Annotated in this window: 25 protein-coding genes; 10 read left to right on the top strand and 15 right to left on the bottom strand. The window is 74.3% G+C overall.

Going from position 1 to position 24,858, the window contains the following annotated elements; translation table 11 throughout:
- Positions 1 to 69 precede the first annotated feature (69 nt).
- The gene (locus ACFYXE_RS23595; protein ID WP_389315279.1) at positions 70 to 1,086 is read left to right on the top strand and encodes a Ppx/GppA phosphatase family protein; all 1,017 of its coding nucleotides are present in this window, start codon (positions 70 to 72) and stop codon (positions 1,084 to 1,086) included.
- Positions 1,087 to 1,114: 28 nt separating this feature from the next.
- Here the strand turns inward: ACFYXE_RS23595 and ACFYXE_RS23600 are convergent, their stop codons facing one another.
- The 9 genes from ACFYXE_RS23600 to ACFYXE_RS23640 all read right to left on the bottom strand — a co-directional run bounded on the left by ACFYXE_RS23600 (position 1,115) and on the right by ACFYXE_RS23640 (position 7,481).
- Positions 1,115 to 2,929 carry a complex I subunit 5 family protein gene (locus ACFYXE_RS23600; protein WP_389315281.1) on the bottom strand — a complete coding sequence of 605 codons (1,815 nt, stop codon included), beginning with the start codon at positions 2,927 to 2,929 and terminating at the stop codon, positions 1,115 to 1,117.
- Entirely contained in the window at positions 2,926 to 3,270 is a 345-nt protein-coding gene (locus tag ACFYXE_RS23605) for a sodium:proton antiporter (protein ID WP_389315283.1), read from the bottom strand. The genes ACFYXE_RS23600 and ACFYXE_RS23605 overlap by 4 nt, the downstream gene beginning before the upstream one ends.
- Positions 3,267 to 4,052, bottom strand: a complete 786-nt coding sequence (locus tag ACFYXE_RS23610) for an MnhB domain-containing protein (protein WP_389315285.1) — start codon at positions 4,050 to 4,052, stop codon at positions 3,267 to 3,269. The genes ACFYXE_RS23605 and ACFYXE_RS23610 overlap by 4 nt, the downstream gene beginning before the upstream one ends.
- Positions 4,049 to 4,417 (bottom strand): Na(+)/H(+) antiporter subunit B, encoded by a 369-nt coding sequence (locus ACFYXE_RS23615; protein ID WP_389315287.1) that lies wholly within the window; start codon positions 4,415 to 4,417, stop codon positions 4,049 to 4,051. Before ACFYXE_RS23615 ends, ACFYXE_RS23610 begins: the two co-directional genes overlap by 4 nt.
- A complete protein-coding gene (locus ACFYXE_RS23620; protein WP_389315289.1) occupies positions 4,414 to 4,716 on the bottom strand; it encodes a monovalent cation/H(+) antiporter subunit G in 303 nt (100 codons plus the stop codon). Before ACFYXE_RS23620 ends, ACFYXE_RS23615 begins: the two co-directional genes overlap by 4 nt.
- 2 nt (positions 4,717 to 4,718) lie before the next feature.
- On the bottom strand, positions 4,719 to 4,973 hold the full coding sequence (locus ACFYXE_RS23625; RefSeq protein ID WP_389315291.1) for a monovalent cation/H+ antiporter complex subunit F: 255 nt from the start codon (positions 4,971 to 4,973) through the stop codon (positions 4,719 to 4,721).
- Positions 4,970 to 5,656 carry a hypothetical protein gene (locus tag ACFYXE_RS23630; protein ID WP_389315293.1) on the bottom strand — a complete coding sequence of 229 codons (687 nt, stop codon included), beginning with the start codon at positions 5,654 to 5,656 and terminating at the stop codon, positions 4,970 to 4,972. Before ACFYXE_RS23630 ends, ACFYXE_RS23625 begins: the two co-directional genes overlap by 4 nt.
- Before the next feature lie 8 nt (positions 5,657 to 5,664).
- Positions 5,665 to 6,774, bottom strand: a complete 1,110-nt coding sequence (locus tag ACFYXE_RS23635) for a hypothetical protein (RefSeq protein WP_389315295.1) — start codon at positions 6,772 to 6,774, stop codon at positions 5,665 to 5,667.
- Positions 6,775 to 7,046: 272 nt separating this feature from the next.
- Positions 7,047 to 7,481, bottom strand: a complete 435-nt coding sequence (locus tag ACFYXE_RS23640; protein WP_389315297.1) for a CBS domain-containing protein — start codon at positions 7,479 to 7,481, stop codon at positions 7,047 to 7,049.
- A gap of 321 nt (positions 7,482 to 7,802) precedes the next feature.
- Between ACFYXE_RS23640 and ACFYXE_RS23645 the strand changes: the two genes are divergently transcribed.
- The 4 genes from ACFYXE_RS23645 to ACFYXE_RS23660 all read left to right on the top strand — a co-directional run bounded on the left by ACFYXE_RS23645 (position 7,803) and on the right by ACFYXE_RS23660 (position 11,662).
- On the top strand, positions 7,803 to 8,615 hold the full coding sequence (locus tag ACFYXE_RS23645; protein ID WP_361178332.1) for an RNA polymerase sigma factor SigF: 813 nt from the start codon (positions 7,803 to 7,805) through the stop codon (positions 8,613 to 8,615).
- Between the two features lie 208 nt (positions 8,616 to 8,823).
- Entirely contained in the window at positions 8,824 to 9,099 is a 276-nt protein-coding gene (locus ACFYXE_RS23650) for an ANTAR domain-containing protein (protein WP_389315299.1), read from the top strand.
- 206 nt (positions 9,100 to 9,305) lie between these two features.
- Positions 9,306 to 10,553 (top strand): aminotransferase class I/II-fold pyridoxal phosphate-dependent enzyme, encoded by a 1,248-nt coding sequence (locus ACFYXE_RS23655; protein ID WP_389315301.1) that lies wholly within the window; start codon positions 9,306 to 9,308, stop codon positions 10,551 to 10,553.
- Positions 10,550 to 11,662 carry an MBL fold metallo-hydrolase gene (locus ACFYXE_RS23660; RefSeq protein WP_389315303.1) on the top strand — a complete coding sequence of 371 codons (1,113 nt, stop codon included), beginning with the start codon at positions 10,550 to 10,552 and terminating at the stop codon, positions 11,660 to 11,662. The genes ACFYXE_RS23655 and ACFYXE_RS23660 overlap by 4 nt, the downstream gene beginning before the upstream one ends.
- 160 nt (positions 11,663 to 11,822) lie before the next feature.
- Here the strand turns inward: ACFYXE_RS23660 and ACFYXE_RS23665 are convergent, their stop codons facing one another.
- Positions 11,823 to 12,440, bottom strand: a complete 618-nt coding sequence (locus tag ACFYXE_RS23665) for a DedA family protein (RefSeq protein ID WP_389315305.1) — start codon at positions 12,438 to 12,440, stop codon at positions 11,823 to 11,825.
- Positions 12,440 to 13,216 carry an MBL fold metallo-hydrolase gene (locus ACFYXE_RS23670; protein WP_389315307.1) on the bottom strand — a complete coding sequence of 259 codons (777 nt, stop codon included), beginning with the start codon at positions 13,214 to 13,216 and terminating at the stop codon, positions 12,440 to 12,442. Before ACFYXE_RS23670 ends, ACFYXE_RS23665 begins: the two co-directional genes overlap by 1 nt.
- Positions 13,217 to 13,309: 93 nt before the next feature.
- Between ACFYXE_RS23670 and ACFYXE_RS23675 the strand changes: the two genes are divergently transcribed.
- The 3 genes from ACFYXE_RS23675 (at position 13,310) to ACFYXE_RS23685 (ending at position 17,462) form a co-directional block, all read left to right on the top strand.
- Positions 13,310 to 13,732, top strand: coding sequence for a hypothetical protein (locus tag ACFYXE_RS23675; RefSeq protein ID WP_361178164.1), 423 nt, complete (start codon positions 13,310 to 13,312; stop codon positions 13,730 to 13,732).
- 98 nt (positions 13,733 to 13,830) lie between these two features.
- Positions 13,831 to 15,987 (top strand): alkaline phosphatase family protein, encoded by a 2,157-nt coding sequence (locus ACFYXE_RS23680; protein ID WP_389315309.1) that lies wholly within the window; start codon positions 13,831 to 13,833, stop codon positions 15,985 to 15,987.
- Between the two features lie 83 nt (positions 15,988 to 16,070).
- Positions 16,071 to 17,462, top strand: coding sequence for an amino acid permease (locus tag ACFYXE_RS23685; protein WP_389315311.1), 1,392 nt, complete (start codon positions 16,071 to 16,073; stop codon positions 17,460 to 17,462).
- Positions 17,463 to 17,495: 33 nt separating this feature from the next.
- On the opposite strand, the gene ACFYXE_RS23690 is transcribed toward ACFYXE_RS23685, so the two are convergent.
- On the bottom strand, positions 17,496 to 19,127 hold the full coding sequence (locus ACFYXE_RS23690; protein WP_389315313.1) for a DUF6345 domain-containing protein: 1,632 nt from the start codon (positions 19,125 to 19,127) through the stop codon (positions 17,496 to 17,498).
- A gap of 311 nt (positions 19,128 to 19,438) precedes the next feature.
- Here ACFYXE_RS23690 and ACFYXE_RS23695 point away from each other — a divergent pair, with 311 nt between their 5' ends.
- Both ACFYXE_RS23695 and dnaK read left to right on the top strand, forming a co-directional pair.
- Positions 19,439 to 19,864 (top strand): OsmC family protein, encoded by a 426-nt coding sequence (locus ACFYXE_RS23695; protein ID WP_361178155.1) that lies wholly within the window; start codon positions 19,439 to 19,441, stop codon positions 19,862 to 19,864.
- 149 nt (positions 19,865 to 20,013) lie between these two features.
- Positions 20,014 to 21,900 carry a molecular chaperone DnaK gene (gene dnaK / locus ACFYXE_RS23700; protein WP_389315316.1) on the top strand — a complete coding sequence of 629 codons (1,887 nt, stop codon included), beginning with the start codon at positions 20,014 to 20,016 and terminating at the stop codon, positions 21,898 to 21,900.
- Between the two features lie 34 nt (positions 21,901 to 21,934).
- On the opposite strand, the gene narI is transcribed toward dnaK, so the two are convergent.
- From narI to narH, 3 genes are read right to left on the bottom strand one after another with little or no spacing between them, the layout of a single operon-like run.
- Positions 21,935 to 22,657, bottom strand: a complete 723-nt coding sequence (narI, locus tag ACFYXE_RS23705; protein ID WP_361178150.1) for a respiratory nitrate reductase subunit gamma — start codon at positions 22,655 to 22,657, stop codon at positions 21,935 to 21,937.
- On the bottom strand, positions 22,654 to 23,232 hold the full coding sequence (narJ, locus tag ACFYXE_RS23710; protein WP_389315319.1) for a nitrate reductase molybdenum cofactor assembly chaperone: 579 nt from the start codon (positions 23,230 to 23,232) through the stop codon (positions 22,654 to 22,656). Before narJ ends, narI begins: the two co-directional genes overlap by 4 nt.
- Positions 23,229 to 24,857 carry a nitrate reductase subunit beta gene (narH, locus tag ACFYXE_RS23715; protein WP_389315321.1) on the bottom strand — a complete coding sequence of 543 codons (1,629 nt, stop codon included), beginning with the start codon at positions 24,855 to 24,857 and terminating at the stop codon, positions 23,229 to 23,231. The genes narJ and narH overlap by 4 nt, the downstream gene beginning before the upstream one ends.
- Position 24,858: the final 1 nt, after the last annotated feature.

Below are 24,858 nucleotides of genomic sequence, written 5' to 3' on the forward strand. Positions count from 1 at the left end.
CGCCGGTCCACCTGCCGGTGATCCCTTTTCGCCGCCCGCCGGGCCGCGCGACGAGGGACCCTGGTGCGCATGAGAGTCGGAGTGGTGGATGTGGGCTCGAACACGGTGCGCCTGGTCGTCGCGGATGCCGACGGGCAAGTGCCGCTGCCGGTCCACACGATGAAGAGACGCCTGAGACTGGCCGAACACGTGGACGGCGACGGGCACCTCGCCGAGGAGTCGGTCCGCGCGCTGGCCGCCGCCGTACGGGACGTGCAGGAGGAGGCCCACCGGTGGGGCGTGGCGGAGCCGTTCGCCTTCGCCACCTCGATCGTGCGGGACGCCCCGAACCGGGACGGGGTGCTCGCCGCGGTCGAGGCGGACACCGGGATCCGCCTGCGCACCCTGTCCGGCGAGGCCGAGGCGGAGCTGACGTTCCTGGCCGCCCGGCGCTGGATGGGCTGGCGCGCCGGGCCGCTGGTGCTGTTCGACATCGGGGGCGGCTCCCTCGAAGTGGCCTTCGGCCGCAGCCGGTTGCCGGACTACGCGGCGTCGCTTCCGCTGGGCGCACGACGGCTGACCCGGGAGCTCTTCGACGGCCAGGACCCGCCCCGCGAGGAGCACCTCAAGGCGGTCCGGCGCCAGGTGCGCCACCAACTGCGGGACGTCGCCGCGCGGATCCGCTGGGAGATGCCGCACACCGCCGTCGCCACCTCCCGTACGTTCCAGCAGCTCGCCCGGCTGTGCGGGGCGGCGCCCGGCCGCTACGGGCCTTTCGTGGAAAGGCAGTTGGGCCGGGCCGAGCTGGGCGACGCGCTGCGGGAGCTGGCCCGGCTGCCCGCCGAGGAGCGGGCGCACCTGCCGGGGATCTCGGCGGCCCGCGCCGAGCAGTGCGTGGCCGGTGCCGTCGTCGCCCACACGGCGATGAAGCTGACCGGCATCGAGGCGGTCACCGTCTGCCCCTGGGCGCTGCGCGAGGGGATCCTGCTGCGCTACATCGAGGACGGCGACGCCGACTGGTGGGACCGGGAGCACGTGCACCCCGGCGGCGCCGGCCGGGGCGGCGCGGTCTCCCTGCGCCTGGCCGCCGCCGCCCGCAGGCCCTGACCGGCGCGGGCCGCACCCCGTCGGGCGTTCACCGCACCGCGACGACCAAGGTCAGCGTGAGGGCGGCGAGCCCGGCCGCCAGCCAGCTGATGTAGTCGCCGACCCGCCCCGAGTGCAGGCGCAGCAGCGGGCGGACCAGGCGGTGCGGGACGAGACTGGGGCGGTGGACGGCGGCGAGCGCGAGTGCGCCGGCGAGCGCGGCGGACAGCACCCCGTACAGCAGGCCCTCCTTCGTCCACCCGGTGTGCGGCAAGGCGCCGGCCGGCGGTGCGGGCACGCCCCGTACCGCCGCCACATACCCGGCGCGGTCGGCGAAGAGCCGGGCCCCGTCCGCCAGCGCGTGCGCCACACCCGGCAGCACGCCGACCGCGAGCGCGGCGGCGAGCAGCAGCCGGGGCGCGGCCAGCATCGGGCGCGGCACGCTGCGGGCCGCCGCCCCGGTGACCTCGGGCTCCTCGCGCGCCCCGGTCATCTCCTCGGCGGGCCCCGGCTCCACGCGGACGCCCGTGCCGAAGAAGATCCGCAGTCCGGCGCGCAGCACGGCGGCCCCGGTGACCGCGGAGACCAGCACGAACACGGCGGGCAGCCAGCCGTAACCGCGGGCCGCCGCATGCTCGGTGAGGGACTTGCCGAGCGCCGTGCCGAACGGCGGGAGACCGGCCAGCGCGAGCCCGCCGACGAGGAACAGCGCACCGGTGACGGCCAGTTCGCGCCCCTGGCCGTGCAGCTCGCGCTCGTCCACCGAGCCGTACCGGGCGAGCAGGATCCCGGTGAACGCGAACAGCGCCGCGGTCACCCCGGCGTGCCCCGCGGCGTACACGGCCGTGCCCGCGAGCCCGTCGGCGGCGAGCGGGGCGATGCCGATGAGGAGCAGGCCCGCGTGCGCCACCGTGGTGAAGGCGAGCAGCCGCTTGAGGTTGCGCTGCTGCCAGCACATCACCGCGCCGAGCAGCGCCGTCACCGTTCCCGCGGCGGTCAGCAGCGGTCCGTGCACGGACGCCGGCAGGCCGCCGGGGCCGCCGAAGGTCACCGAGGACACCCGCGCGACGCCGTACACGCCGAGCGGCACCATCACCGCGGCGAGCAGCATGTTCACCGGGGTCGGCGCGACCGTGTGGGCGTCCGCGTGCCAGAAGTGGAAGGGCGCGGCGGCGGACTTGACCAGCAGGCCCGTCAGGACCAGGGCGGCGGCACAGCCCACCAGCGCGTCCGGTGTGCCCGCGGCGAGCCGCGTGCCGATCTGCGCGAAGCCGAGCTCGCCGGTGCGCGCGTACAGCAGACCGATGCCGAGCAGCATGCAGCAGCCCGCGAGGGCGTTGACGATGCCGAACGTCAGGGCGCCCTGGAGCGGCCGGGCGTCCTCGATGCGGTAGCCGGTCAGGGCGACCGCGGCCACCCCCATCAGCTCCACGAAGACGAAGGAGTTGAACAGGTCGCCGGTGAGCGAGAAGCCGCACGCGCCCGCCTCGAAGAGCAGCACCAGCGCCGGGAAGATCCCCGGGTGGCCGCGCGGCAGCTCCTCGAAGTACCGCCAGGAGTAGGCGATCACCGAGAGCACGAGCAGCGCGGCGAGCAGGGCGACGCCCACCCCGATCCGGTCGCCGGCCAGCACGATGCCCACGCCGTGCCCCTCGCGCGGGCGCCAGCCGCCCGCCCACTCCACGACCCGCGTCCCGTGGGTACGCCCCCACAGCACCGTCAGGTCGATGATCACCGCGACCGCGAAGGCGGCGGCGAGGACGTCGGTGGCGAGCCGCGGCAGCCCGCGCCCGGCGAGCACCAGCAGGACCGCGCCGAGCAGCGGCAGCACGACCGCCAGGGGCAGGGCGGCGCCCGCGCTCATCCGCGCAGCTCGCCGAGGTGGTCCGGGTCGATGGTGCCGTGCCGCTTGCGGATCTGCAGGACCAGCGCGAGCAGCAGCGCGGTGACGGTCGCCCCGACGACGACGTCGGTCAGCGCCATCGCCTGCACCACCGGGTCCACCACGGGCGTGTGCACCGGGACGTCGGCGAACACCGGTGCGGAGGCGTCGTCCCGGTAGCCGACGCCGAGCAGCAGCACGTACGTGCTGGCCTGGGTGACCGACAGGCAGCCGACGGTGTGGATCAGGTCGCGGCTGGTCACCAGGCCGTAAAGACCGACCAGGAAGATCCAGCCGGCCACCAGAAAGGGCAGCGTGCTCAACGCGCTTCTCCCGTCTCCTTCTCGTGTGCGTCGTCCGGCGTGCCCGGTGAGGCCTGCCGCGACTCCATCTCGTGCGCCTGCTGCAGGAAGTGCGCGAGGAGCACGACGATCCCCGAGCCCACCTCCACGCCGACGGCGGCGTTCAGGAGGGGCACGAGCCCGCCCGACGCGAGGTCCCCGAAGGTGCCGAGCGGCAGCACGTTCTCCAGGTAGGCGGCGCCCGCGAGGAGGCCGGTGAAGCCGAGCGCCACGAACGCGCCCGCGGCGATCGCGTCGGCGGCGTGCAGCGCGGCGAGCGGCCGCACCCGCTTCAGGACCCGGTAGTCGGCGGCGAGGTAGGCCAGGTGCAGGCCGGTCGCCAGCACGATGCCGCCCTGGAATCCGCCGCCGGGCGTCAGCTGCCCGTGCGCCACCACGTAGCCGCCGGCCAGCAGCGTCACCGGCAGGGACAGCGCGCCGAACAGACCGATGGCGGGCTGCACGTCCACCGGCTCGGGGTCGTGGGTGTGTTCGTCGCGGGCCCGCCGCAGCAGCACCACGGCGCCGAGCACGGCGGCGAAGAGCAGTGCCTCTTCGCCGAGCGTGTCCAGGCCGCGCTGGTCGAAGGTGACCGAGGCGATGACGTTCGCGGTGTGCCGGTCGAGGGAGGCGGCCACCGCCCGGGCGCCGTAGGGGTGCTCGGCGGTGCCGAAGGGTGGCAGCCGCAGGCAGGCCAGGGCGAAGCAGCCGGCGAACACCGCGGCGGAGACGAGGAAGAGCAGGGTTCTGGTCCGGCGGGTCATGCCTCTCCCTCGCCGGACCGGGACGCGTCACCGGGCGCGGAGCCGTCGGGGGAGCCCGCCGGTGCGGGCCGGCCTGCGCCGCGGTCCCGCGCGGGCCCGTCGCCGCGCTTCCCGTCGCGGACGGCCGCCCTGCGCAGCGACCGTGCCGTCAGCAGGATCAGGAGCGGTGTCACGGCCGCGCCCACCGCCAGTTGCGAGAGCGCCACGTCGGGCGCGTGCAGCAGCAGGAACAGCAGGGCGAGCAGCAGCCCCAGCACGGCGAGGACCACGGCCTGACGCACCGGGTCACGGGTCAGCACGGCGACGGTCGCGGCGACCGCCACCAGCAGCAGCGCCGCGACGAGCGGCAGGTCCGACGGGGTCACGGCGCGGCCTCCTCGCGCGGCGGGACGGGCCCGCGCGCCTGGGCCCGGGCCACCGCGATCGTCGTGGCGGGGCCACCGGCCGCGGACACCAGGGCCAGGACGAGCAGCTTGACCGCCGCGCGCCCCGGCCCGGTCTCCACCGCCGCCGCGAGCGCCACGAGCGGCACACCGATCGAGGCCGCGGGCGCCAGCGCGTGCAGCCGCCCGTACGGACGGTCGAGGACGAGCAGCGCGAGGGCCGACAGCAGCAGTACGGCGACTCCGGCCGTCAGCAGCGCCAGCGCACAGACATGCCGCACGGTCAGTCCTCCTCGGGCAGGCAGCGGGCGAACACCAGCACCCCGACGGGGCCCAGCACGACGGCGACCAGGGCGACATCCGCGTACGAGGGGCGGCCGTAGCCCTCGGCCAGGGCGAGGAACACGGCGGGTGCGCAGGTGGAGGCGAAGGCGAGCCCCACCAGGCGCTCGGCCGCCGGGCCCCGGCAGGCGACCCACAGGGCCGGTCCGAGACCGCACACGAGCAGCACGAGAGCCGCGCACAGCCAGCCGTTCACGAGGAACCGCCCGCCGCACGCGGACCGTCGGCGCCGGGTTGCCCGTCGTCGGTTCCTGGCTGCCCGTCGGCGCCGGGTCGCCCATCGTCGGTTCCTGGCCGCTCGTCGGCGCCGGGTTGCCCGCCGTCGGTCCCGGGCGGCCCCTCGGCGCCGGTGCACCCATCGCTCCCGACCCGGTCGCCCGAGGCGTCCCCGCCACCCCCCGTGCGCTCCGTGCCCTCCGCCGGGCACAGCGCCCGCTCCAACCGCGACGTACCGGGCGTCAGCGACCGCAGCGTCAGGTCCCGGTCCGCCGAGTCCACCACGTACGCCCCCGGCGTCGACGACAGCAGTGTGGCCGCCCACGCGGGGCCGACGTCCGGGCGCAGCCGCACCGTCCGCCACCGCCCGTCCGCCGGACGCCCGCGCAGCGCACGGGCCACCGCACCGCAGAGCCCGGCCAGCTCCGTCGCACAGGCGACCGGCCAGACCCGCAGCGCGGCGAGACACCGGCCGAGGCCGCCGACCCGCACGCCGGAGGCCCGCCGCACGGCGCGCCCCGCCAGCGCGCCGAGCACGGCGAGGCCCGCGCCGACGCCGAGTTCGAGCACGGAGAGCGGGCCGACGAACACCACGTACAGGGCGAACAGCAGGACCGTCCAGACCAGTACGTCACGGACGGCCGGCCTGTCACGCCCCTTCATCCGATGGCCTAGGACCACCGCAACAGCGCCCCGAGCCCGCCCTCGGGCGTCCGTTCGGAGCGCACCGCCAGGGCGGCGGCACCGGTCGCGGCCGCCGCGCGCAGCAACGCGTCGTCGGCGCGGGCCGGCGCCGGCTCGGGCTCGCCGAGGAAACGGGTGTCCGTGCGCCGCGTAGCGAGCTGGTCCGGCGCGCGGCCGATCCACACCGTGCGGTGCGCGTCGGGGCCCGCGGGACGCACGAGCAGTTCGGCGATGCGGTGTTCGCGGGCGGCCTCGACCAGCGCGGGGACGCCCTCGGCGGCCCCGGCCCGCTCGCCGTCGGTGGCGCGGGCCGCGGCGAACCGCTCCAGCTCGCCCTCGGTGCGCCCGCGCACGTGCGCCTGCCTGGCCCGCTCCACGTCGTCGTCGAGCAGCCGGGTCGCGGAGCCCGCCGAGCGCCCGCCGTGGCCGGACTCGACGGTGCGGGGGAGCAGGTGCCGGGGCAGCCGGTCGTGCACCGCGCGCCGCACGCGCTCGTCGCCCACGAGGACCACCAGCTCGGCGCCGGACCGCTCCTGACGGGCGGTGACGGCCTCGGCGATCAGCTCGGCGTTCTGCTCCCAGCTGTACTCGGCGGAGACCGGCGCGGGCGGCTCGGAGTCCTCGGACGCGGTGTCCGTGCCGGGCACCGCGGGCTGCCGCGTGGTCACCCGCCCGGCGGGTTCGGTGCCGCGGGAGCCGCGCAGTTCGAGGTCGGCGCCGCGCCGGTCGACGGCGGCGACCAGGCAGACCGGGTCGTCGTCGGCGAGTTCGAGCAGCGGGGCGACGTGGGGGAGCGTCCCCCACAGCGCCCGCGTGCCGCCCGGCGGCACGGTCAGCGGTCGGTCCAGGACGATCTCCCCTTGGGCGGCGAACAGGGCGCGCCCCACCGGCTCCCGGGAGTCGCGCAGCTCCCGCAGCGCGCCGTCCACGGCCCGGACGGTCGGCTCGTCCGCCTCCTGCGCGACGAGACTCTTGAGGACGGCGTCGGCTTCCAGGGACCGCCGGGCGGGCGTCGAACCGGGACGTGACAGGTCGACATAGACCGAGGCCCAGGGGCCCGGGTGCTCGAACAGCGGGTTGAGGAAGGCCAGTTGCATGTTTCCTCCGTGCGACGTTACGGGTGATCTCCGCGCCGGGTACCCGCGCGGAACGGGACGACACGGGAAGATCGCTCCGCACCCGGACCGGGTCCCCGATCCCGCCGGGCGCGGTCGCCGTACGGGCCTCGGGCGGTGCACGGTTGCCTTTCTACGGTCCCCGCGCGCGGGGACCGCGCAACGACACGGCACGCCGGGCACCCCGCGGCTGGGGCGTGTTTCGAAAGTCCCGTCTGCTCGGCGGGCGGACGACGCCACTTCCGAAACACGCCCTAGCGCGGTCCCGGCCCGCCCTCCGGCGCCGCCCTGCTGATGTCGGCCATCGCCGACGACGGGTCCTGCGCCCGCGCGAGGTCGCCGAGGGTCACCATGCCCACGGGCAGGCCGTCCTCGACGACGGGCAGCCTGCGCACCGCGTGGTCGCGCATCAGGCCGTCCGCCCGTGACACCGCGTCGTCCGGCGCCACGACCACCGGGTCGGGCGTGCAGACGGCCTGCGCGCTGACCGTCAGCGGGTCGGCGCCGTCGGCCACCGCGCGCAGCGCGATGTCCCGGTCGGTGAGCACACCGAGCACCCGGCCGTCCAGGGCGACGAGCACCCCGCCGACGTCCTGGGCGCGCATCAGCTGCGCCGCTTCGACGAGCGAGGCCTCGGGGCGTACCGCCACGACGCCCGGCGTCATGACGTCCCTCACCAAAGCGGCCATGGGCGTGCCCTCCCTGCCTGGGTCCGTGGTGCGTACGCGTCCGTGGTGCGTACGAAGCGTGGAATCCGTGGTGCGTACGAAGCGGTGAACCTGACGGCAAGTACCCCTGGACCGCCCGCTCATGCCCGGTCCGTACCCGGCGGTGTTTGTCGCAGGAAGCCCGGGGCAGGCGGAAAGAACAGTGCTTCGGACCGGAGGCACGTCCGTGGGAGCGACCGCGTCGCTCACCCCCCGGGTGTGCTCCGTCGACATCCGACCGCACGCATCTCCCACGGTGACCGCCCACCCAGGCACGCCTCCACAAGGGAGTTGCGACGCACCATGCGATCCCACACCAGCACCATCACGCCCACCCGGACCAAGCGTCACCCGCACGACGACGCCCCCGACACGGCGGACGCCTTCGCCCGCCTCGTCGAGATGCCCGCCGGGCCCGACCGGGACGCGCTGCGCCAGGAGATCGTCCAGGCATGGCTGCCGATGGCCGAGCGGCTCGCGGGGCGGTTCCGCAACCGGGGCGAGTCCCTCGACGACCTGCGCCAGGTCGCGGCCCTCGGCCTGGTGAAGGCCGTCGACCGCTACGACCCGCGGCGCGGCACCGCCTTCGAGAGCTACGCGGTGCCGACCGTCACCGGTGAGATCAAGCGGCACTTCCGCGACCACATGTGGACGCTGCACGTGCCGCGTCGCGTCCAGGACCTGCGCAACCGCGTACGGTTCGCCCGCCAGGACCTCGCCCAGCAGGTCTCGGGCCGCTCGCCCACCCTCGCCGAGATCGCCGCGCACGCGCAGATGAGCGAGGAGGACGCGAAGGCGGGGCTCGAGGCGCTCGACAGTTTCACGGCGCTCTCCCTGGACGCCGAACTCCCGGGCAGCGAGGACGGCTACTCGCTCAGCGACGCCCTGGGCGGCCCCGACCCCGCGCTCGACATCGTCGTCGACCGCGAGGCCGTCAAGCCGCGCATCGCGCAACTGCCCGAGCGCGAGCGGACCATCCTCTACATGCGGTTCTTCGGGGACATGACGCAGAGCCGCATCGCCGACGAGATGGGCATCTCGCAGATGCACGTCTCCCGGCTGATCAGCCGCTGCTGCGACCGCCTGCGCGACCAGGTCCTGCGCGACGCGGCCTGACGCGCCGCCGGCCACCGGCGCGGCCGCCCGCGCTCCCCACCGGGCGGCCACGCCACGCCGGGCGGCGAGCGCCATGTGCCGGGACAGCACGTCGGCCGCCCGCCCCTCGGCCATCGAGAAGACCGGCCGCGCACCGCAGCGGAACAGGGTGAGGACGCCGTCCGCCGGGCCCTCCCGCCCGGTGGCCGGCGGGACGCAGAGCAGTGACATGACCTCGGCGCGACCGGCCACGTGCGCGACCGGCACCACCGCGCCGCGCCGACGGAGCTCGACCACCTCGGCGCGGTCCCTGCGCACGCGGCCCGTCGTGGACCAGGCGTCCGGCATCGTCATGCACGTCCTGGGGTGCGACGCGCGGGCCGCGTTCGGCGTGCCGCGGCCCCTCTCCCAGACCGGCAACCGCAAGCTCGCGGCCGTCGCCGCCGCGCCGGTCGAGACACAGGGGCGCGGCCTCGCCCGCGACCTGGTCCCGCCGCCCCGCTGAGCACCCGGCCCCGCCCCGCCGCACGGCCCGCCCGCCGCCGTACGCCCGCGCGCGATCTCACCCGGGCGGAGGCCAGCGCGGGCGCCGGGCGGTGGCCCGCGTTGTCATGGGACGAAGAGGTACGGCGATGTCCCGGCCCGCCCGGATATGCGACGGCGCTGTGGGGCATGACCAGGACAGAGTGACGCGAGCGCACGGAGGTACGGATGCGGCGGACGGACACGGAGGGCCGCGGACCCGTCCGGTACGGGCCGCCCCCGCCCGAGCCGGGCCTTCCCGTCCTGCCCGAGCTCGCGGCCGCCGCCGCCGCGGCCGCGGGCCGGTCCCCGGGCGAGCCGCCCGGCGCGGGTCCCGCACTTCTGGACGCGGCGAGCGGCTACTGGGACCGCCGCGGCCTGCCCGCCGAGCGCGGCCAGGTCGCCGCCGCCCCCGGCGCCCCGACCCTGCTGCTCGCCCTCACCGCGGCCCTCGGCGGCGACGTCCTGCTGCCCCGCCCCTGCCCGGCCTGGTGGGCGCCCCAGGCGCGGCTCCTCGGCCGCGGCGTCTACCACGTGCCGACGCCCGCCGAGTGCGGTGGCGTCCCCGACCCCTACGCCCTCCTGGAGACCGTCCGCCGGGTCCGCGACGAGGGCGGCAGACCCCGCCTCCTCGTCCTCGGCGTCGCCGACGACCCGACCGCCACCGTGCCGCCCCCGGACGTGCTGCACGCGGCCGTGGAGGCCGCCGCCGACGAGGGCCTGCACGTGGTCAGCGACGAGACCTGGCGCGACACCCTGCACCACCCCCGCGAGACCGTCCTGATCGGCCCCGCCGAGATGGACCACGAGCGGGTCACCGTCCTCAGCGACCTCGCCGGGTCCTTCCTGCCGCCCGCGCTGCCCGCCGCCGTCGCCCGCTTCCCCGCCACCGCCGAGGGCGCGACGCTGCGCGCCCGCACCCTCGACGTCCTCACCGCGCTCGGCGCGACCCTCGCCGCCCCGGCCGCGGCCGCCGCCGCGTACGCGCTCGGGGAACCGGACGAGATCACCGAGCGGCTCACCGCCACGGTCCGGCTGCACGCGCGCGTGGCCGCCGCCGCCCGCACCGCCCTGCTCGCCGCGGGCGCCTTCGCCAGGCCCCCGCAGGCGGGCCGCCACCTCTACGCCGACCTGGACCCCCTGCGCGCCGCGCTCGCCGCCCGCGGCGTCGGCGACGCGCAGGACCTGGAGGACTTCCTCACGGCCCGGCTCGGCATGCCCGCGCCGGGCGGCCACCGCTTCGGCGACGGCATCGACACCCTGCGCGTACGGCTGTCCACCGGACCGCTGCTCGGCACGACCCAGGCCGAACGCCTGGCGTCGCTCGCCGCACCCGACCCGCTGGAACTGCCGCACGTGCACCGGGCGTTGACCGCCTTCGGGGCGGCCTTCGACGACCTCCGCGCAGCGGCCCAGCGAATGGAGCCTCCCCGATGACCCAGCAGGCACGGCCGGCGCAGGACCGGGCGCACGAAAGACCCCGGCGGCCGGGCACCGGGCAGCCCGCGCCGGGACCGCACGTCCTCGCCCCGCCCCGGCCGCCCGGCGGCACCCGGCGGTGGCCGAAGTCCTTCGCCGACCGCCTCACCGCCCCGCTGCCCGGCCTGCGCGGCCTGGCCCGGTTCGCCCGCGAAGGCGCCCTGCGCCCGCGCGCCGAGGGCCGCGCCGACATCCGGCGGCTGCCCTTCGCGCCCGGCCCGCTGCCGGCCGTCGACGCCCGTACCGTCGCCGTCACCTGGGCCGGGCACGCCAGCTGGATCGTCCGCGTCGGCGGCCTCACCGTGCTCACCGACCCCGTCTGGTCCCGCAGGATCCTCGGCACGCCCGCCCGCGTCACCCCCGTCGGCGTCGCCTGGAGCGCGCTGCCGCGCGTCGACGCGGTCGTCATCAGCCACAACCACTACGACCACCTGGACTGGCCGACGCTGCGCCGACTGCCCAGGGACACCCCCGTCTTCGTCCCCGCCGGTCTCGGCCGCTGGTTCACCCGGCGCCGCTTCGCGCGCGTCACCGAACTCGACTGGTGGGAGGGAACCGAACTGGCCGGGGTGCGCCTGGACTTCGTGCCCGCCCACCACTGGTCCAAGCGCGGCCTGCTCGACACCTGCCGCTCGCTGTGGGGCGGCTGGGTGCTCACGGACGCGCGGGGGCAGCGGGTCTACTTCGCCGGCGACACCGGTTACGGCCACTGGTTCGAGCGGATCGGGGCCCGCTACCCCGGCATCGACCTCGCGCTCCTGCCGATCGGCGCGTACGAGCCGCGCTGGTGGCTGCGCGACGTGCACTGCGACCCGGAGGAGGCGGTCCGTGCGGCGGCCGACCTCGGCGCGCGCCGGATGGCGCCCATGCACTGGGGCACCTTCCTGCTCTCCGCCGAACCCGTCCTGGAACCGCTCACCCGGGTGCGGGCCGCCTGGGAGGAGGCGGGCCTGGCCCGCGACGACCTGTGGGACCTGCCGGTGGGCGCGTCGCGCGTCCTGGCCCGGGAAGCCGACGGCGACCCCCGCCCTGCGGGCGGACGACGCCACTCTCGCGACACGCCCTAGGGGGCGTCTCTCCGATCTTCGCGGGTCCGCGACGCCTGGCACGGCACCTCGCCGCACGGCCGGACCGCCCTCGTACCACCAGTACGAGGGCGGCCCGGCCGCACGGCGATGCACCGCACCAGACGCCGCGGCCTGTCCACGAAGATCGGAGAGACGCCCCCTAGGCCACGGCCCGCCTGACCTTGCGCCACACCGCGGGCGCCACGCTGATCAGCACCGTCAGCGCGACCGCCACCGCGACGCCCTCCCACGGCTCCTTGAACAGCGAGCCGCCGAGGATGCCGATGAGCTGGTACGTCACCGCCCAGGCCAGGCACGCCGGGATGTCGCCGCGGGCGAACCGGCGCAGCGGCATCTTCGCCATCAGGCACGCCAGCATCACCGGGATCCGCCCCGCGGGCACGAGACGGGACAGCACGAGCACCATCACGCCGTGGTCCGCCAGCTTCTGCTGCGCCTGCGCGAGCCGCTCCTCCGGCGCCCGGTCCCGGATCGCCTCCAGCCAGCGCGACCCGTTCTTGGAGCGCATGCCGCGCCGCCCGAGCCAGTACAGGGCGACGTCACCGAGGAACGCCGCGAACGACGCGACGAGGAAGACGACGAGCAGCGCGAACGGCGCCGTCTGGTGGAAGGCGACCACCGCCGCCGAACTGACCAGGGCGCCCGTCGGCACCACCGGCACCAGCGCGCCGATCACCACCAGGAGGAACAGCGACGGATAGCCGAGCGCCTGCTGCGTGCCCTCCGGCGGCACCACCTGCACCGCCGCGGCGAGCATCACCTGGCCACCTCCGGCAGCACGCTCTCGCCGTGCGCGAGCCGGTGCACCGTCACGTCGGGGGCGGCCGCGGCGGCCTTGCGGACGAACTCCTGACCCGGCGTGTGGAACTCGTGCGGGCGCACCGCGTCCATGCCGATCGGCCAGTACGTGCCGTAGTGCACCGGGACCGCGCTGCGCGGCGCGATCCGGGCCAGCGCCTCCGCGGCCCGGCCCGCGTCCAGGTGGCCGTGGCCCAGGTAGGGCCCCCAGCCGCCGACCGGCAACAGCGCCACGTCGACCTCGCCGACCTCGTCGGCCATCGTGTCGAAGAGCCCGGTGTCCCCGGCGAAGTACGTCCGCGCCTCACCCGCCACGACGAACCCGAGGGCGGGCGACACCTGCGGGCCGACGGGCAGCCGGCGCCCGTCGTGCAGCGCGGACACCACCCGCACGACGACCTCGCCGATCCGCACCTCGTCGCCCGGCACCACCTCGGTGAAGCGCAGCTGGGGCAGACGGCGGGTCAGACCGGGCACCGACCGCGCGGCCCCGCGCGGGACCAGCGCACGGGTGCCCGGCGTGAGCCGGGCGAGCGACGGCACGTGCAGATGGTCGGCGTGCAGGTGGGAAAGGAGCACGACGTCGGCATGCGCGGCATCCGGTGGCGGCAGCGCGCCCCTGCGCCGCCGCAGATGTGCGAGACGGCGTGCGAACAGGGGATCGGTCAGCACACGGACACCCGAGTCCTCGACCGTGCAAGTGGCATGACCCCACCATGTGACCTCGACGGGCACCCGGTTCCTCCTTCGTGCGACTGTCTGAGAGCCTACGGCCAGGAGTAGGGTCAACGGCTGACGCCGAGGGACGCCGAGGGGCAGGGGGACGCCGTGGGAGATGCCGTGGGCACCGCCGTCGTACGCGTCGCGGCGATCGCCAGCCTGACGCCCCTGGAGGAACTGGACGCCGACCCCTTCCTGGTCGACTCCCGCAGCCAGCACGCGATGTGCGCCCGATGGGCGGCCGAGCGGGGCTACGTGATCACCCGGGAGCTCGTCGTACGAGGACTGCGCGCCGACCACGCGATGCTGTGGGGCGACATCGAGGCGGGCCTGGTCGACCTCTTCGTCGCGCCGAGCCGCCGGGTCCTGGAGCGGGCCCTGCGCTCCGCGGACGAGTTCACCGCGGAATGCGCCCGGCGCGGTGTGCGGATCGAGACGGCGGGCCTGGCCGAACCGGCGTACGACTCGCAGATGAAGGCGCTGGTGCACCGGCGGCTCTCCATGCCGACCGCCGGGTACGACGGCCGCTGACCGCCCCGGCCGCCCCCGCCCCGAGCGCGGCGGCGGCCCCGCGCGGGCGGTGTGGCACATTGGTGTCCCATTCGGGGTGAAACGTGAAGGGGCGAGGCGTGGGGCACGGGCGATGGCGAAGAGTCGGCAGCGCGCTGTGGCGCGTGGTCGCCGTGTGGGCCGTCAGCACGCTGACGATGCTGGTGCTCGCCGGCCTCCTGCCCGACTTCAAGCTGCAGTCCGCCGACGGCGACAGCGCCACCCGGATCGCGAGCACCGCCGCCCTCGGCGCCGGCGCCTTCGGCCTGCTCTCGGCGCTGGTGTGGCCGCTGCTCGTCCGTGCCCTGCTGCTGGTGCCCGCGCTCGTGCTCGGCCTGCTCGCCTTCTTCCTCAACGGCTCGCTGCTGCTGCTCGCCCTGAGCCTGATCCCGGAGGGCCGCGGCGAGGCCGGCGCGGAGACCGCCGTCGTCGTCGCCGCGGTGATGTCCGCCGTCGCCTCGGCCACCGGCGGCGCCCTGGCCGTACGCGATGACGACGCCTACCGGCGCAGGCTGTACCGGCTCGCCGACCGGCGCAGGCGCCGCGGCCCCGACGGCACCCCGGGCCCCACCACGCCCGGCACGGTCTTCATCCAGCTCGACGGCGTCGGCCACGACGTCCTGAACGCCGCCGTGGCCAAGGGCCTCATGCCCACGATCGCCCGCTGGATGGGGGAGCGGGCGACGGCGGACGGGACCCGCGCCGCCGCCACCCACCGCCTCACCCCCTGGCGCACCGACTGGTCCAGCCAGACCGGCGCCAGCCAGCTCGGCATCCTGCACGGCTCCAACCACGACGTGCCCGCCTTCCGCTGGTACGAGAAGGACACCGGCGAGGTCATGGTCAGCAACCGGCCCGCCTCCGCCGTGGAGCTGCAGCGCCGGGCCGTCGCCCACACCGGCGACGGCGGCCTGCTGACCGTCGACGGCGCGAGCCGCGGCAACCTCTTCAGCGGCGGCGCCGAGCAGCTCGCCCTCGTCCTGTCGGTCGCCGCCCGGCGCGGCAAGGACAACCGGTCCAGGGCCGGATACTTCGCGTACTTCTGCGATCCCGCCAACGCCGTGCGCACCGCCCTGTCCTTCGTCGCCGAGGTCTGCCGGGAGGTCGTCGAGTCCACCCGCGCCCGTCTGGAGCGGCGCCGCCCGCGGGTGGGCCGCGGCGGCCTCTACCCCTTCATCCGGGCCTTCGCGACCGTCGTCGAGCGCGACGTCGTGGTCGCCGCCGTCATCGGGGACATGCTCGCCGGGCGCAGCGCGGTCTACGCCGACCTCGTCGCGTACGACGAGGTGGCTCACCACTCCGGGCCGTTCGGCAGGGACGTCGAGAAGGTCCTGCGGCGCCTGGACCGCTCGCTCGCGCTGCTCGACCAGGTCGCCGAGCACGCGCCGCGCGCCTACCGGATCGTGGTGCTCTCCGACCACGGCCAGAGCCCCGGCGAGACGTTCCGCACCCGTTACGGCCTGACCCTCGGCGATCTGGTCCGGGCCGGCTGCGGGCTGCCCGTGCCACGCAAGGCACAGCGCACGCACAGCGGCGCGGAGGCCCGTTCGGCGGTCCGGGCCGCGCTGCGCAGGCCCGTCGAGGAGCGCACCGACGAGCGCAGGCCGCCCCGCGGCGCCGAGCCGATCGTGCTCGCCTCCGGCAACCTCGGCCTGGTCTCGTTCCCCGACGTGCCGCACCGCATGACCCGCGAGGAGATCGACCGCCGCCACCCGGCGCTGCTCGCCACCCTCGCCAACCACCCGGGCATCGGCTTCCTCCTCGTGCGCACCCTGGACCGCGGTCCGCTGGTGCTCGGCGCGCGCGGCGCCGAGGTGTACCTGGACGAGGCGCCGGACGACCTCGGGCCGCTCGCCGACTTCGGGTCCGGGGCCGCGGACGCCGTGCGGCGCACCGACGGCTTCCCGCACACCGCCGACATCATGGTCAACTCCTGGTACGACCCGGCCGAGGGCGAGGTGCTCGCCTTCGAGGAGCAGATCGGCTCGCACGGCGGCCTGGGCGGCGCGCAGTCCCGGCCCTTCCTGCTGTCGCCGCTCGTCCTGCCGGACCCGGCGGCGGACGGCACCGAACTCGTCGGCGCCGAGCGGATCCACCAGATCCTGCGCGGCTGGCTGGGCGCCGACCTGGGCCCGGAGGTCCCGGTGCCCGTCCCGGCGAACGATTCCCCGTTCGGCGCCCCGGACGAGACAGCTTTTGCGGCTCCCGACCGCGCCGCGCCGGACAATACGCGCTGATTTGGCACCAGGTCCGGCGTATCCGACCATGGGCTCCGCCCGGCGATCCCGGGCGCCGGGCACGACGAGAGGCGCACCACCCCATGCACGACACCGGATCCGTGGCAGAGCCGGCTCCGGCGCCCGGCCAGGGAGAACCGGCGCGGGACCCGAGCAGGCACGCCCGGCGCTTCGGACTGCCGATCGCCACCTGCCTGGTGATGGGGAACATCATCGGCGGCGGCATCTTCCTGCTGCCGGCCTCCGTCGCCCCCTTCGGCACCATCAGCCTCGTCGCCTTCGCCGTGCTCACCGCGGGGGCCATCGCCCTCGCGCTCGTCTTCGGGCGCCTGGCCGAACGCGACCCGCGCACCGGTGGCCCCTACGTCTATGCCCGCGCGGCCTTCGGCGACTTCGCGGGCTTCCTCGCGGCCTGGTCGTACTGGATCACCACCTGGGTGTCCAACGCGGCCCTCGCCGTCGCCGCCGTCGGGTACCTCGACGTGCTGATCCCGGTCGGCGACCACCGGTGGACCGCCTGCCTGGCCGCGCTGGTGCTGCAGCTGCTGCCCGCGCTCGCCAACTTCGCGGGCACGCGGTACGTGGGTGCCGTCCAGCTGGTCGCCACCGTCCTGAAGTTCCTGCCGCTGCTGCTCGTCGCGGTCGGCGGCCTCTTCTTCTTCGACAGTGCCAACCTCGGGCCGTTCCGGGCGAGCGACGACAGTCCGCTGGGCGCCGTCACGGCCGCCGCCGCGATCCTGCTCTTCTCCTACCTGGGCGTCGAGTCCGCCGCCGTCAGCGCGGGCGAGGTGCGCGACCCCCGGCGCAACGTCGGGCGCGCGACCATCCTCGGCACCCTCGGCGCCGCCGTCGTCTACCTGCTGGGCACGCTCGCCGTCTTCGGCACGGTCGCGCACGACGACCTGGTCTCCTCCACCGCGCCCTTCTCGGACGCCGTCGACGTGATGTTCGGCGGCTCCTGGGGCGGCACGGCGGTCGCCTGCGCCGCGCTGGTCTCGATGGTCGGCGCCCTCAACGGCTGGACGCTGCTCAGCGCGCAGACGCCGTACGCGGCCGCCAGGGACGGGCTCTTCCCGAGCGCGTTCGGGCGCAAGAAGCGCGGCGTGCCGACCGTCGGCGTCCTGGTCACCGTCGTCCTCGCCTCGCTGCTCACCGTCTACAACTACACGGCGGGCTCCGGCGGCGTCTTCGAGTCCCTCGTCCTGATCACGACGTTCACGGCGACCGTGCCCTACCTCCTGGCCACCGCCGCCCAGATCTACTTCCTGGTCTCCGGGCAGCGCGAGCGCGTGCACCGCGGCCGACTGGTGCGGGACGGGATCCTGGCGGGCACCGCCTTCGCGTTCTCCATGTGGCTGGTCGCCGGGTCCGGGTACGCGGCCGTCTACCAGGGCGTGCTGTTCCTCTTCGTCGGCGTGCTCGTCTACGCGTGGATGGCGGCCCGCAAGCAGCGGGCCGCCACCGTCCGCGACTGACCGGTCCGGTACGGGGCCGGCCGACGCCCGCGGCTACCTCGCCAGGGGCGCGACGACCCAGCGCCGCGTCTTGAACATGCCGTCCTGCGCGCCGATCTCGATCAGCTTGCGGGCCGCGGGGTAGGCCTCGTTCCCCTCCAGTTCATAGCCGACCTCGAAGCTGCCGGGGACATCCCTGACCTCGGGGATCCCGCGGTCTGCCGCGGTCTGCTCCGGCTCGTCCGCGCTCTCCGCGGCGAGGTGCGCGAGCAGCTTCCTCTGCGCCGCGTCGAGCGCCTTGCGCGGGTCCTGCTCCAGCGGCGCCGCCGCCGTCTTGCCGCCCTTGGGCGCCGGCGGGGCGATCTCGGTGCTCGGCTCGCGGGTGGCGCCGGTGGCCTGACGGGTGGCGATCTGCGCCTGCACGGGTGTGCCGTCGTTGTCGAGGCCGACGCGGATCAGGCCGCGGCCCGGCGTGATGACGGGGGCGCCGTCGAAGACCTGCCGGAACGTCACGTGCGTCTGGATCGACACCGGGCGCCCGACCTCCGAGCCGTCCTTCGTCCCGGAGTTCTGCATCAGGTCGTGCACGCCGTCCACGACGAGCTCGGCGCCCTCGGCGTACCGCTCGGCGAACGAGCGGGCCGCCTCGACGGCACGGTCGGTGGGCAGCTGCTGGGTGTTGCGGTGGTTCGGTTCGGCGAGCCTGACCCAGCGCACGCCGTCGGGCGCGGCGGAGACGATGCGGTCGCCGGAGGACGCGTTGAGCACGCCGAGCCGGTCCGCCTGCACCTCCTGCAGCGCCGCCGACGGGAAGTCGGCGAGCCGGCCGAGGGCGCCGAGCTGCGTGCCCGGGTCGTCCGGCGCGAGCTGGATGATCTGCCGGCCGCCGGGGAGCCGGGTGAGCGGCTCGCGGATGCTGTCGCGCGCGTAGTACCAGCGCCAGGCGTACCAGTTGTCCGGCACGTGCTCGCGGTAGAAGTTCCGCTCGGTGTTGAGGCGGTTGGTGGCCTCGGCCTGGGTGGACCCCACGGCGCACACCGAGGGCGCCTGGCCGTGGTAGATGTCCCAGCTGGCGTTGAGCCAGGCGTCGCAGTACGTCTGCCCGGACCGCCACTTCTCCCAGAACTTCTTGCCGTAGTCGCCGCTGTCGATGCTGACGGTCTCGAAGCCGAAGATCATCCGGAAGCCGATGTTGGGCCCGGCCCAGGTGCGGATCGGCGAGTGGCCGCCGGTGACCTTCAGCGAGTCGCAGGTCGACCAGAAGACGTAGTTCGCCCGCTCGTTGCCGAGCGCCATCCGGTTGGAGACGGCGTCGCTGCGGCCGTCCCAGGCCGCGCCGAGTGGCGCGAAGAAGACGCCGTTGCCGTCCATGCCGCCGTGGCCCGAGTGGTAGACGGCGACGACGGCGTCCATGCCGTAGCGGTCCTGCCAGTTGTCGTACGTCTCCTCGTACGCCCACACCTGCGCGCCGCCGTCGGCGAACCAGAAGTTCCGGTCGTAGAACTGCTGGAGGTACGCCAGCCAACCGGTGGCGTCCTCGTGCGTGTGGTACAGCGTCGCCTGGTTGACGAACTTCTGGATGCTGAAGGCACCCCACCAGCCGAAGGTCGAGTCCCGGTCGCCCGCCGCACCGGGCTTCTCCGGTTCGATCGGGGACGGACCGTGGTCCGAGTAGTTGATGCGCATGGCCTTACCCCCTGAGATGATCTCCTCGTTCCGTGCGCGAGGGGGCCTCAAAGTGTCACCGGGAACGGGCCTTGCCCAGTTGCCATTCCGGCCATAGAGACCGTGCCACGGGCCCGTTCCCGCACCTCAGCGGCCTCTGTGGCACGGCGGTGCACACACTGTGTTCGGATCGGGCGACGTGCACCTGCGGGCCCCGCTCGAACACCTCCTGCGGCCCGGTCCGCCCCGCGCGGCCCGTTTTCATCCGGAGTGTGATCGGATGGTGGCGACGCACCTTCCGATCACTCAACCGCACTGAAGGGAACTGCATCGTGGCAACCACGCGCTCCGCGCACACGGTCTGGGAAGGCTCTCTGACGGAGGGCACGGGGACCGTCACCTTCGACTCCTCCGGCATCGGGGAGCAGGCGGTGTCCTGGCCGTCGCGCGCCGAGGAGGCGAACGGCAAGACCAGCCCGGAGGAGCTCATCGCCGCCGCGCACTCCAGCTGCTTCTCGATGGCGCTGTCGCACACCCTGACCGGCGCGGGCACCCCGCCCACCCGTCTGGTGAGCTCCGCCGACGTGACCCTGCAGCCCGGCACCGGCATCACCGGCATCCACCTCACCGTCGAGGGCACCGTGCCCGGCATCGACGAGGCCGCCTTCGTGGAGGCGGCCGAGAGCGCGAAGGCCGGCTGCCCGGTGAGCCAGGCCCTGTCGGGGACCACCATCACCCTTTCGGCCAAGCTGGCCTGACCCGGCGCCTGTTGACGATGCCGCCGCCCCTGTCGGGGTGGCGGCATTGTCACGCGCGGCATTGACAAGAGCCCGCTCAAGTTTTGTGATGGAGAACGGAGTAGACCTGGATACGGGGGACGTGGGCTCGCGGCGGAAGGGACTGGACCATGGCACGTGCGGTCGGGATCGACCTCGGTACGACGAACTCGGTGGTGGCCGTGCTGGAGGGCGGTGAGCCCACCGTCGTCGCCAACGCGGAGGGCGCGCGCACCACGCCCTCGGTCGTCGCCTTCGCGAAGAACGGCGACGTCCTGGTGGGCGAGGTCGCCAAGCGGCAGGCCGTCACCAACGTGGAGCGCACCGCGCGCTCCGTCAAACGGCACATGGGCGAGGGGAGTTGGCGCTTCCCGGAGAGCGGGTCGGTGGACGGCACCCGCTACACCGCGCAGGAGCTGTCCGCCCGCGTCCTGCAGAAGCTCAAGCGCGACGCCGAGTCCTACCTGGGCGAGGACGTCACCGACGCGGTGGTCACCGTGCCCGCGTACTTCGACGACACCCAGCGCCAGGCCACCAAGGAGGCCGGCGAGATCGCCGGCCTGAACGTGCTGCGCATCGTCAACGAACCCACCGCCGCCGCCCTCGCCTACGGTCTCGACAAGGGCGACGACCAGACCGTCCTCGTCTTCGACCTCGGCGGCGGCACCTTCGACGTCTCCCTCCTGGAGATGGGCGAGGGCGTCATCGAGGTGAAGGCCACCAACGGCGACACCCGGCTCGGCGGCGACGACTGGGACCAGCGCGTCGTCGAGCACCTGGTGCGGCAGTTCAAGAACGCCCACGGGGTGGACCTCGGCAAGGACAAGATGGCGCTCCAGCGCCTGCGCGAGGGCGCCGAGAAGGCGAAGATCGAGCTGTCCTCGTCGAGCGAGACGGACATCAACCTCCCGTACATCACCGCGTCCGCGGACGGCCCGCTGCACCTGGCCGAGAAGCTGACCCGCGCCCGGTTCCAGGAGCTGACCGCCGACCTCCTCGACCGCTGCAAGGCGCCCTTCCACCAGGCCGTCAAGGACGCGGGCATCGAACTGTCCGCCGTCGACCACGTGATCCTGGTGGGCGGCTCCACCCGGATGCCCGCGGTGACCGAGCTGGTGCGCGAACTCACCGGCAAGGACCCGCACAAGGGCGTCAACCCCGACGAGGTGGTGGCGCTCGGCGCGGCCCTGCAGGCCGGCGTGATCCGCGGCGACGTCAAGGACGTCCTGCTCCTGGACGTGACCCCGCTCTCCCTCGGCATCGAGACCAAGGGAGGGATCATGACCAAGCTCATCGAGCGCAACACCACGATTCCCACCAAGCGTTCGGAGACGTTCTCCACCGCCGAGGACAACCAGCCCTCCGTCGGCATCCAGGTCTTCCAGGGCGAGCGGGAGATCGCCGCGTACAACAAGAAGCTCGGCGTCTTCGACCTGACCGGGCTGCCGCCCGCCCCGCGCGGCGTCCCCAAGATCGAGGTCACCTTCGACATCGACGCCAACGGCATCATGCACGTCTCGGCGAAGGACGAGGCCACCGGGCGCGAGCAGCGCATGACGGTGACCGGCGGCTCCGCGCTGCCCAAGGACGACATCAGCCGCATGGTGCGCGAGGCCGAGGAGCACGCCGAGGAGGACCGCAGGCGCCGCGAGGCGGCGGAGACCCGCAACCAGGCCGAGCAGCTCGTCTACCAGACCGAGCGGTTCCTGCAGGAGAACGGGGAACGCGTCCCGGCGGACACGAAGGCCGAGGTGGAGACGGCCGCGGCCGAGCTGAAGGACCTCCTCAAGAACCGCGCCGAGGACACGAACGCCCTGCGCACCGGCGCCGAGAAGCTCGCCACGGTGAGCCAGCAGATGGGCCGCGCGATGTACGAGAACTCCGGCGGCGCCACCGCCCAGGAGCAGCCGTCACCGGGCGCGGGACCGGAGGAGGGCGTGGTGGACGCGGAGATCGTGGACGAGGACGACCCGGGCAAGGAGAAGGGCGGGACGGGCGGGCCCGGAGGCGCCGCCTAGCGGGCGCCGCCGCGGCGGGCGGGGCGGCGGGGCATCAGGACCCCGTCCGCTCCCAGCCGCGCCGCTCCGGCCGTGCCCCCACGCGCTTGGGGTCCCGGCCGCGGTAGACGACGTAGGGCCGGAACAGGTACTGCACCGGGGCGCTGAACATGTGGATGAGCCGGGTGAAGGGCACCAGCGCGATCAGCACCATCCCGATCACCGCATGGATCTCGTACAGCACCGGGACGCCCGCCATCCGGTCGATGTCCGGCTGGAGCGTGAAGAGGCTGCGGGCCCACGGGGCGATGGACTCGCGGTAGTTGTAGCCGTCGCCGGAGGCGTGCGTCAGCTTGGCCACCATGCCGAGCACGATCGCGCCGAACAGCACCAGGTACATCAGCTTGTCGTTGGCGGTCGTGGCGCGGAAGACCGGCGTGTTCGTCCGCCGCCGGTAGAGCAGCAGCAGGATGCCGAGGACCAGCAGCACCCCGGCCGCCGTGCCCCCGTACAGCGAGAACAAGTGGTACGTGTGCTCGCTCAGACCCACCTTGTCCGTCCACGACTCCGGCAGGAACAGGCCGACCAGGTGGCCCACGAGCACGAACAGGATGCCGTAGTGGAACATCGGCGAGGCGATGTTCAGGAGCTTGGACTCGTAGACCTGCGAGGAGCGGGTCGTCCAGCCGAACTTGTCGTAGCGGTAGCGCCAGACGATGCCCGCGACCAGCAGCACGAAGGCGACGTAGGGGAGCACGCCCCACAGCAGCGTTTTCATGAGTCCCGCTCCCCGATGAGTGCGAAGGGCTGAAGTCCGACGTCCTCGCGCGGCGGCCCGGACCGGGCCAGGGCCAACGCCTCCGCGCGGTCCTTGGGCGAGGGACCCGGCAGCGTCGAGCACACCGCCTCGATCACCGCCGCGTAGGGCGTGCCGAAGTCGGTGAGGGCGATCCGCAGCAGCTCCAGGCCGCTGCGGTGTTCCGTCAACAGCTCCGGGCCCGCCTGCGCCGAGAACTCCAGGACCGCGGGCAGGAAGTCCGGCAGCTCCTCGCCGGTGAACTCCAGGCCGTGCTCCCGGTAGACCTCCTTGAAGCGCACCAGGGCCATGCCGCGCCGCCGGGTGTCGCCGTCCCGCCACCAGCTCAGGTACAGGCTGTGCCGGTTCTTGAAGTCGAAGACCTGCACGTAGTGCGCGGCCAGCTCGCGCGCGTCGGTCCGCTCGGCGTGGTCGAGGAAGCCGTCGAGACCCGCCGGGGCGGCCGCCCTGATCAGCGGCAGCCGCGCGCGGAACTCGTCGTCCGGATAGGCCAGGCAGAGCGCCGCCGCCTGGTAGAGCACCGCGTGCCGCGTCACTTGTCGTTCTCCCTCGCGTGGGCCTCTTCGGTCGCGCTGGGCTGTTCGTCGGCGGTCTGCCGGGCCCGCAGCGCGTGGAAGTTCTCGATGGTCACCAGCGGCAGCTGCTTGCGTCCCGAGTCCTGGCCGAACGGGCCGTCGCCGCCCATCCCCGGGCCGTCCTCGTAGTCGAGGCTGCACGAGTCGGGCAGCGCCGACTCCTCCAGGCGCTGCGCGTCGGCGACCGCCGCGGTCGGGATGACGTACCGGTCCTCGTACTTCGCGATGGCGAGCAGCCGGTACATCGCCTCGATCTCGGACGCCGCCATGCCGACCGACTCCGCGGCCGAACCGTCCGGCCGGTCGCCGAGGTTGATGGCCCGCATGTGGGCGCGCATCGCGGCGAGCTTCTCCAGGGAGGCGCGCACGGGGCCGACGTCACCGGCCGTGAAGATCTCCGCGAGGTACTCCAGCGGGATCCGGAGCGTGTCGATCGCGCCGAACAGATTGCCCAGGTCCTCGCCGTCGTGGCCGGTCTCCGACAGCGCGTCCACCACCGGGGAGAGCGGCGGGATGTACCAGACCATCGGCATCGTGCGGTACTCCGGGTGCAGCGGCAGCGCCACCTTGTACCGGCTGATCAGCGCGTGCACGGGGGAGCGGCGGGCGGCCTCGATCCAGTCGTGGGAGATGCCGTCCCGCTCCGCCGCGCGCCGCACCTCGGGGTCCTCGGGGTCGAGGAAGACGCCCAACTGCGCCTGGTACAGCTTGTGCTCGTCGGGCTCGGAGGCCGCCTCGGTCACCTTGTCGGCGTCGTACAGGATCACCCCGAGATAGCGCAGCCGTCCCACGCACGTCTCGGAGCACACGGTCGGCAGGCCCACCTCGACGCGCGGGTAGCACATCGTGCACTTCTCGGCCTTGCCGGTGCGGTGGTTGAAGTAGACCTTCTTGTACGGGCAGCCGGTCACGCACTTGCGCCAGCCCCTGCAGTGGTCCTGGTCGACCAGGACGATGCCGTCCTCGGCGCGCTTGTACATCGCGCCGGACGGACAGGACGCCACGCACGCCGGGTTCAGGCAGTGCTCGCAGATGCGCGGCAGATAGAACATGAACGTCTGCTCGAAGGCGAACTTCACCTTGTCCGCGGCCTGTTCGCGGGTCTTGGCGACCATCGGGTCGAGGTCGCCGTACTCGGTGGCGCCGCCCAGGTTGTCGTCCCAGTTCGACGACCACTCGATCTTCATCGGCTTGCCGGAGATCAGCGAGCGGGGCTCGGCCACCGGATAGTCGTCGCCGAGCGGCGCGTCGGTGAGGTTCTTGTACTCGTAGGTCCAGGGCTCGTAGTAGTCCTTGATCTCCGGCAGCTTGGGGTTGGAGAAGATCTCAAGGAGCGACTTGATGCGGCCGCCGTTCTTCAGCTTGAGCGCGCCGCGCTTGTTCAGCTCCCAGCCGCCGCGCCACTTCTCCTGGTCCTCGTAGCGGCGCGGATAGCCCTGTCCGGGGCGGGTCTCGACGTTGTTGAACCAGACGTACTCCATGCCGTCCCGGTTCGTCCACGCCTGCTTGCAAGTGACGGAGCAGGTGTGGCACCCGATGCACTTGTCGAGGTTCATCACCATCGCGATCTGTGCCATGACGCGCATG

The sequence above is a fragment of the Streptomyces sp. NPDC002564 genome (genome assembly GCF_042889645.1).
Taxonomy (GTDB): Bacteria; Actinomycetota; Actinomycetes; order Streptomycetales; family Streptomycetaceae; genus Streptomyces.

Bases quoted from the DNA above. Each gene is read 5' to 3' on its own strand.
- narH (WP_389315321.1), bottom strand. From the start codon at position 24,857: ATGCGCGTCATGGCACAGATCGCGATGGTGATGAACCTCGACAAGTGC.
- ACFYXE_RS23645 (WP_361178332.1), top strand. From the start codon at position 7,803: ATGCGATCCCACACCAGCACCATCACGCCCACCCGGACCAAGCGTCAC.
- ACFYXE_RS23650 (WP_389315299.1), top strand. From the start codon at position 8,824: ATGACCTCGGCGCGACCGGCCACGTGCGCGACCGGCACCACCGCGCCG.
- ACFYXE_RS23640 (WP_389315297.1), bottom strand. From the start codon at position 7,481: ATGGCCGCTTTGGTGAGGGACGTCATGACGCCGGGCGTCGTGGCGGTA.
- dnaK (WP_389315316.1), top strand. From the start codon at position 20,014: ATGGCACGTGCGGTCGGGATCGACCTCGGTACGACGAACTCGGTGGTG.
- ACFYXE_RS23610 (WP_389315285.1), bottom strand. From the start codon at position 4,052: ATGACCCGCCGGACCAGAACCCTGCTCTTCCTCGTCTCCGCCGCGGTG.
- ACFYXE_RS23690 (WP_389315313.1), bottom strand. From the start codon at position 19,127: ATGCGCATCAACTACTCGGACCACGGTCCGTCCCCGATCGAACCGGAG.
- narI (WP_361178150.1), bottom strand. From the start codon at position 22,657: ATGAAAACGCTGCTGTGGGGCGTGCTCCCCTACGTCGCCTTCGTGCTG.
- ACFYXE_RS23685 (WP_389315311.1), top strand. From the start codon at position 16,071: ATGCACGACACCGGATCCGTGGCAGAGCCGGCTCCGGCGCCCGGCCAG.
- ACFYXE_RS23595 (WP_389315279.1), top strand. From the start codon at position 70: ATGAGAGTCGGAGTGGTGGATGTGGGCTCGAACACGGTGCGCCTGGTC.
- ACFYXE_RS23660 (WP_389315303.1), top strand. From the start codon at position 10,550: ATGACCCAGCAGGCACGGCCGGCGCAGGACCGGGCGCACGAAAGACCC.
- ACFYXE_RS23635 (WP_389315295.1), bottom strand. From the start codon at position 6,774: ATGCAACTGGCCTTCCTCAACCCGCTGTTCGAGCACCCGGGCCCCTGG.
- ACFYXE_RS23665 (WP_389315305.1), bottom strand. From the start codon at position 12,440: ATGCTCGCCGCGGCGGTGCAGGTGGTGCCGCCGGAGGGCACGCAGCAG.
- ACFYXE_RS23655 (WP_389315301.1), top strand. From the start codon at position 9,306: ATGCGGCGGACGGACACGGAGGGCCGCGGACCCGTCCGGTACGGGCCG.
- ACFYXE_RS23630 (WP_389315293.1), bottom strand. From the start codon at position 5,656: ATGAAGGGGCGTGACAGGCCGGCCGTCCGTGACGTACTGGTCTGGACG.
- ACFYXE_RS23600 (WP_389315281.1), bottom strand. From the start codon at position 2,929: ATGAGCGCGGGCGCCGCCCTGCCCCTGGCGGTCGTGCTGCCGCTGCTC.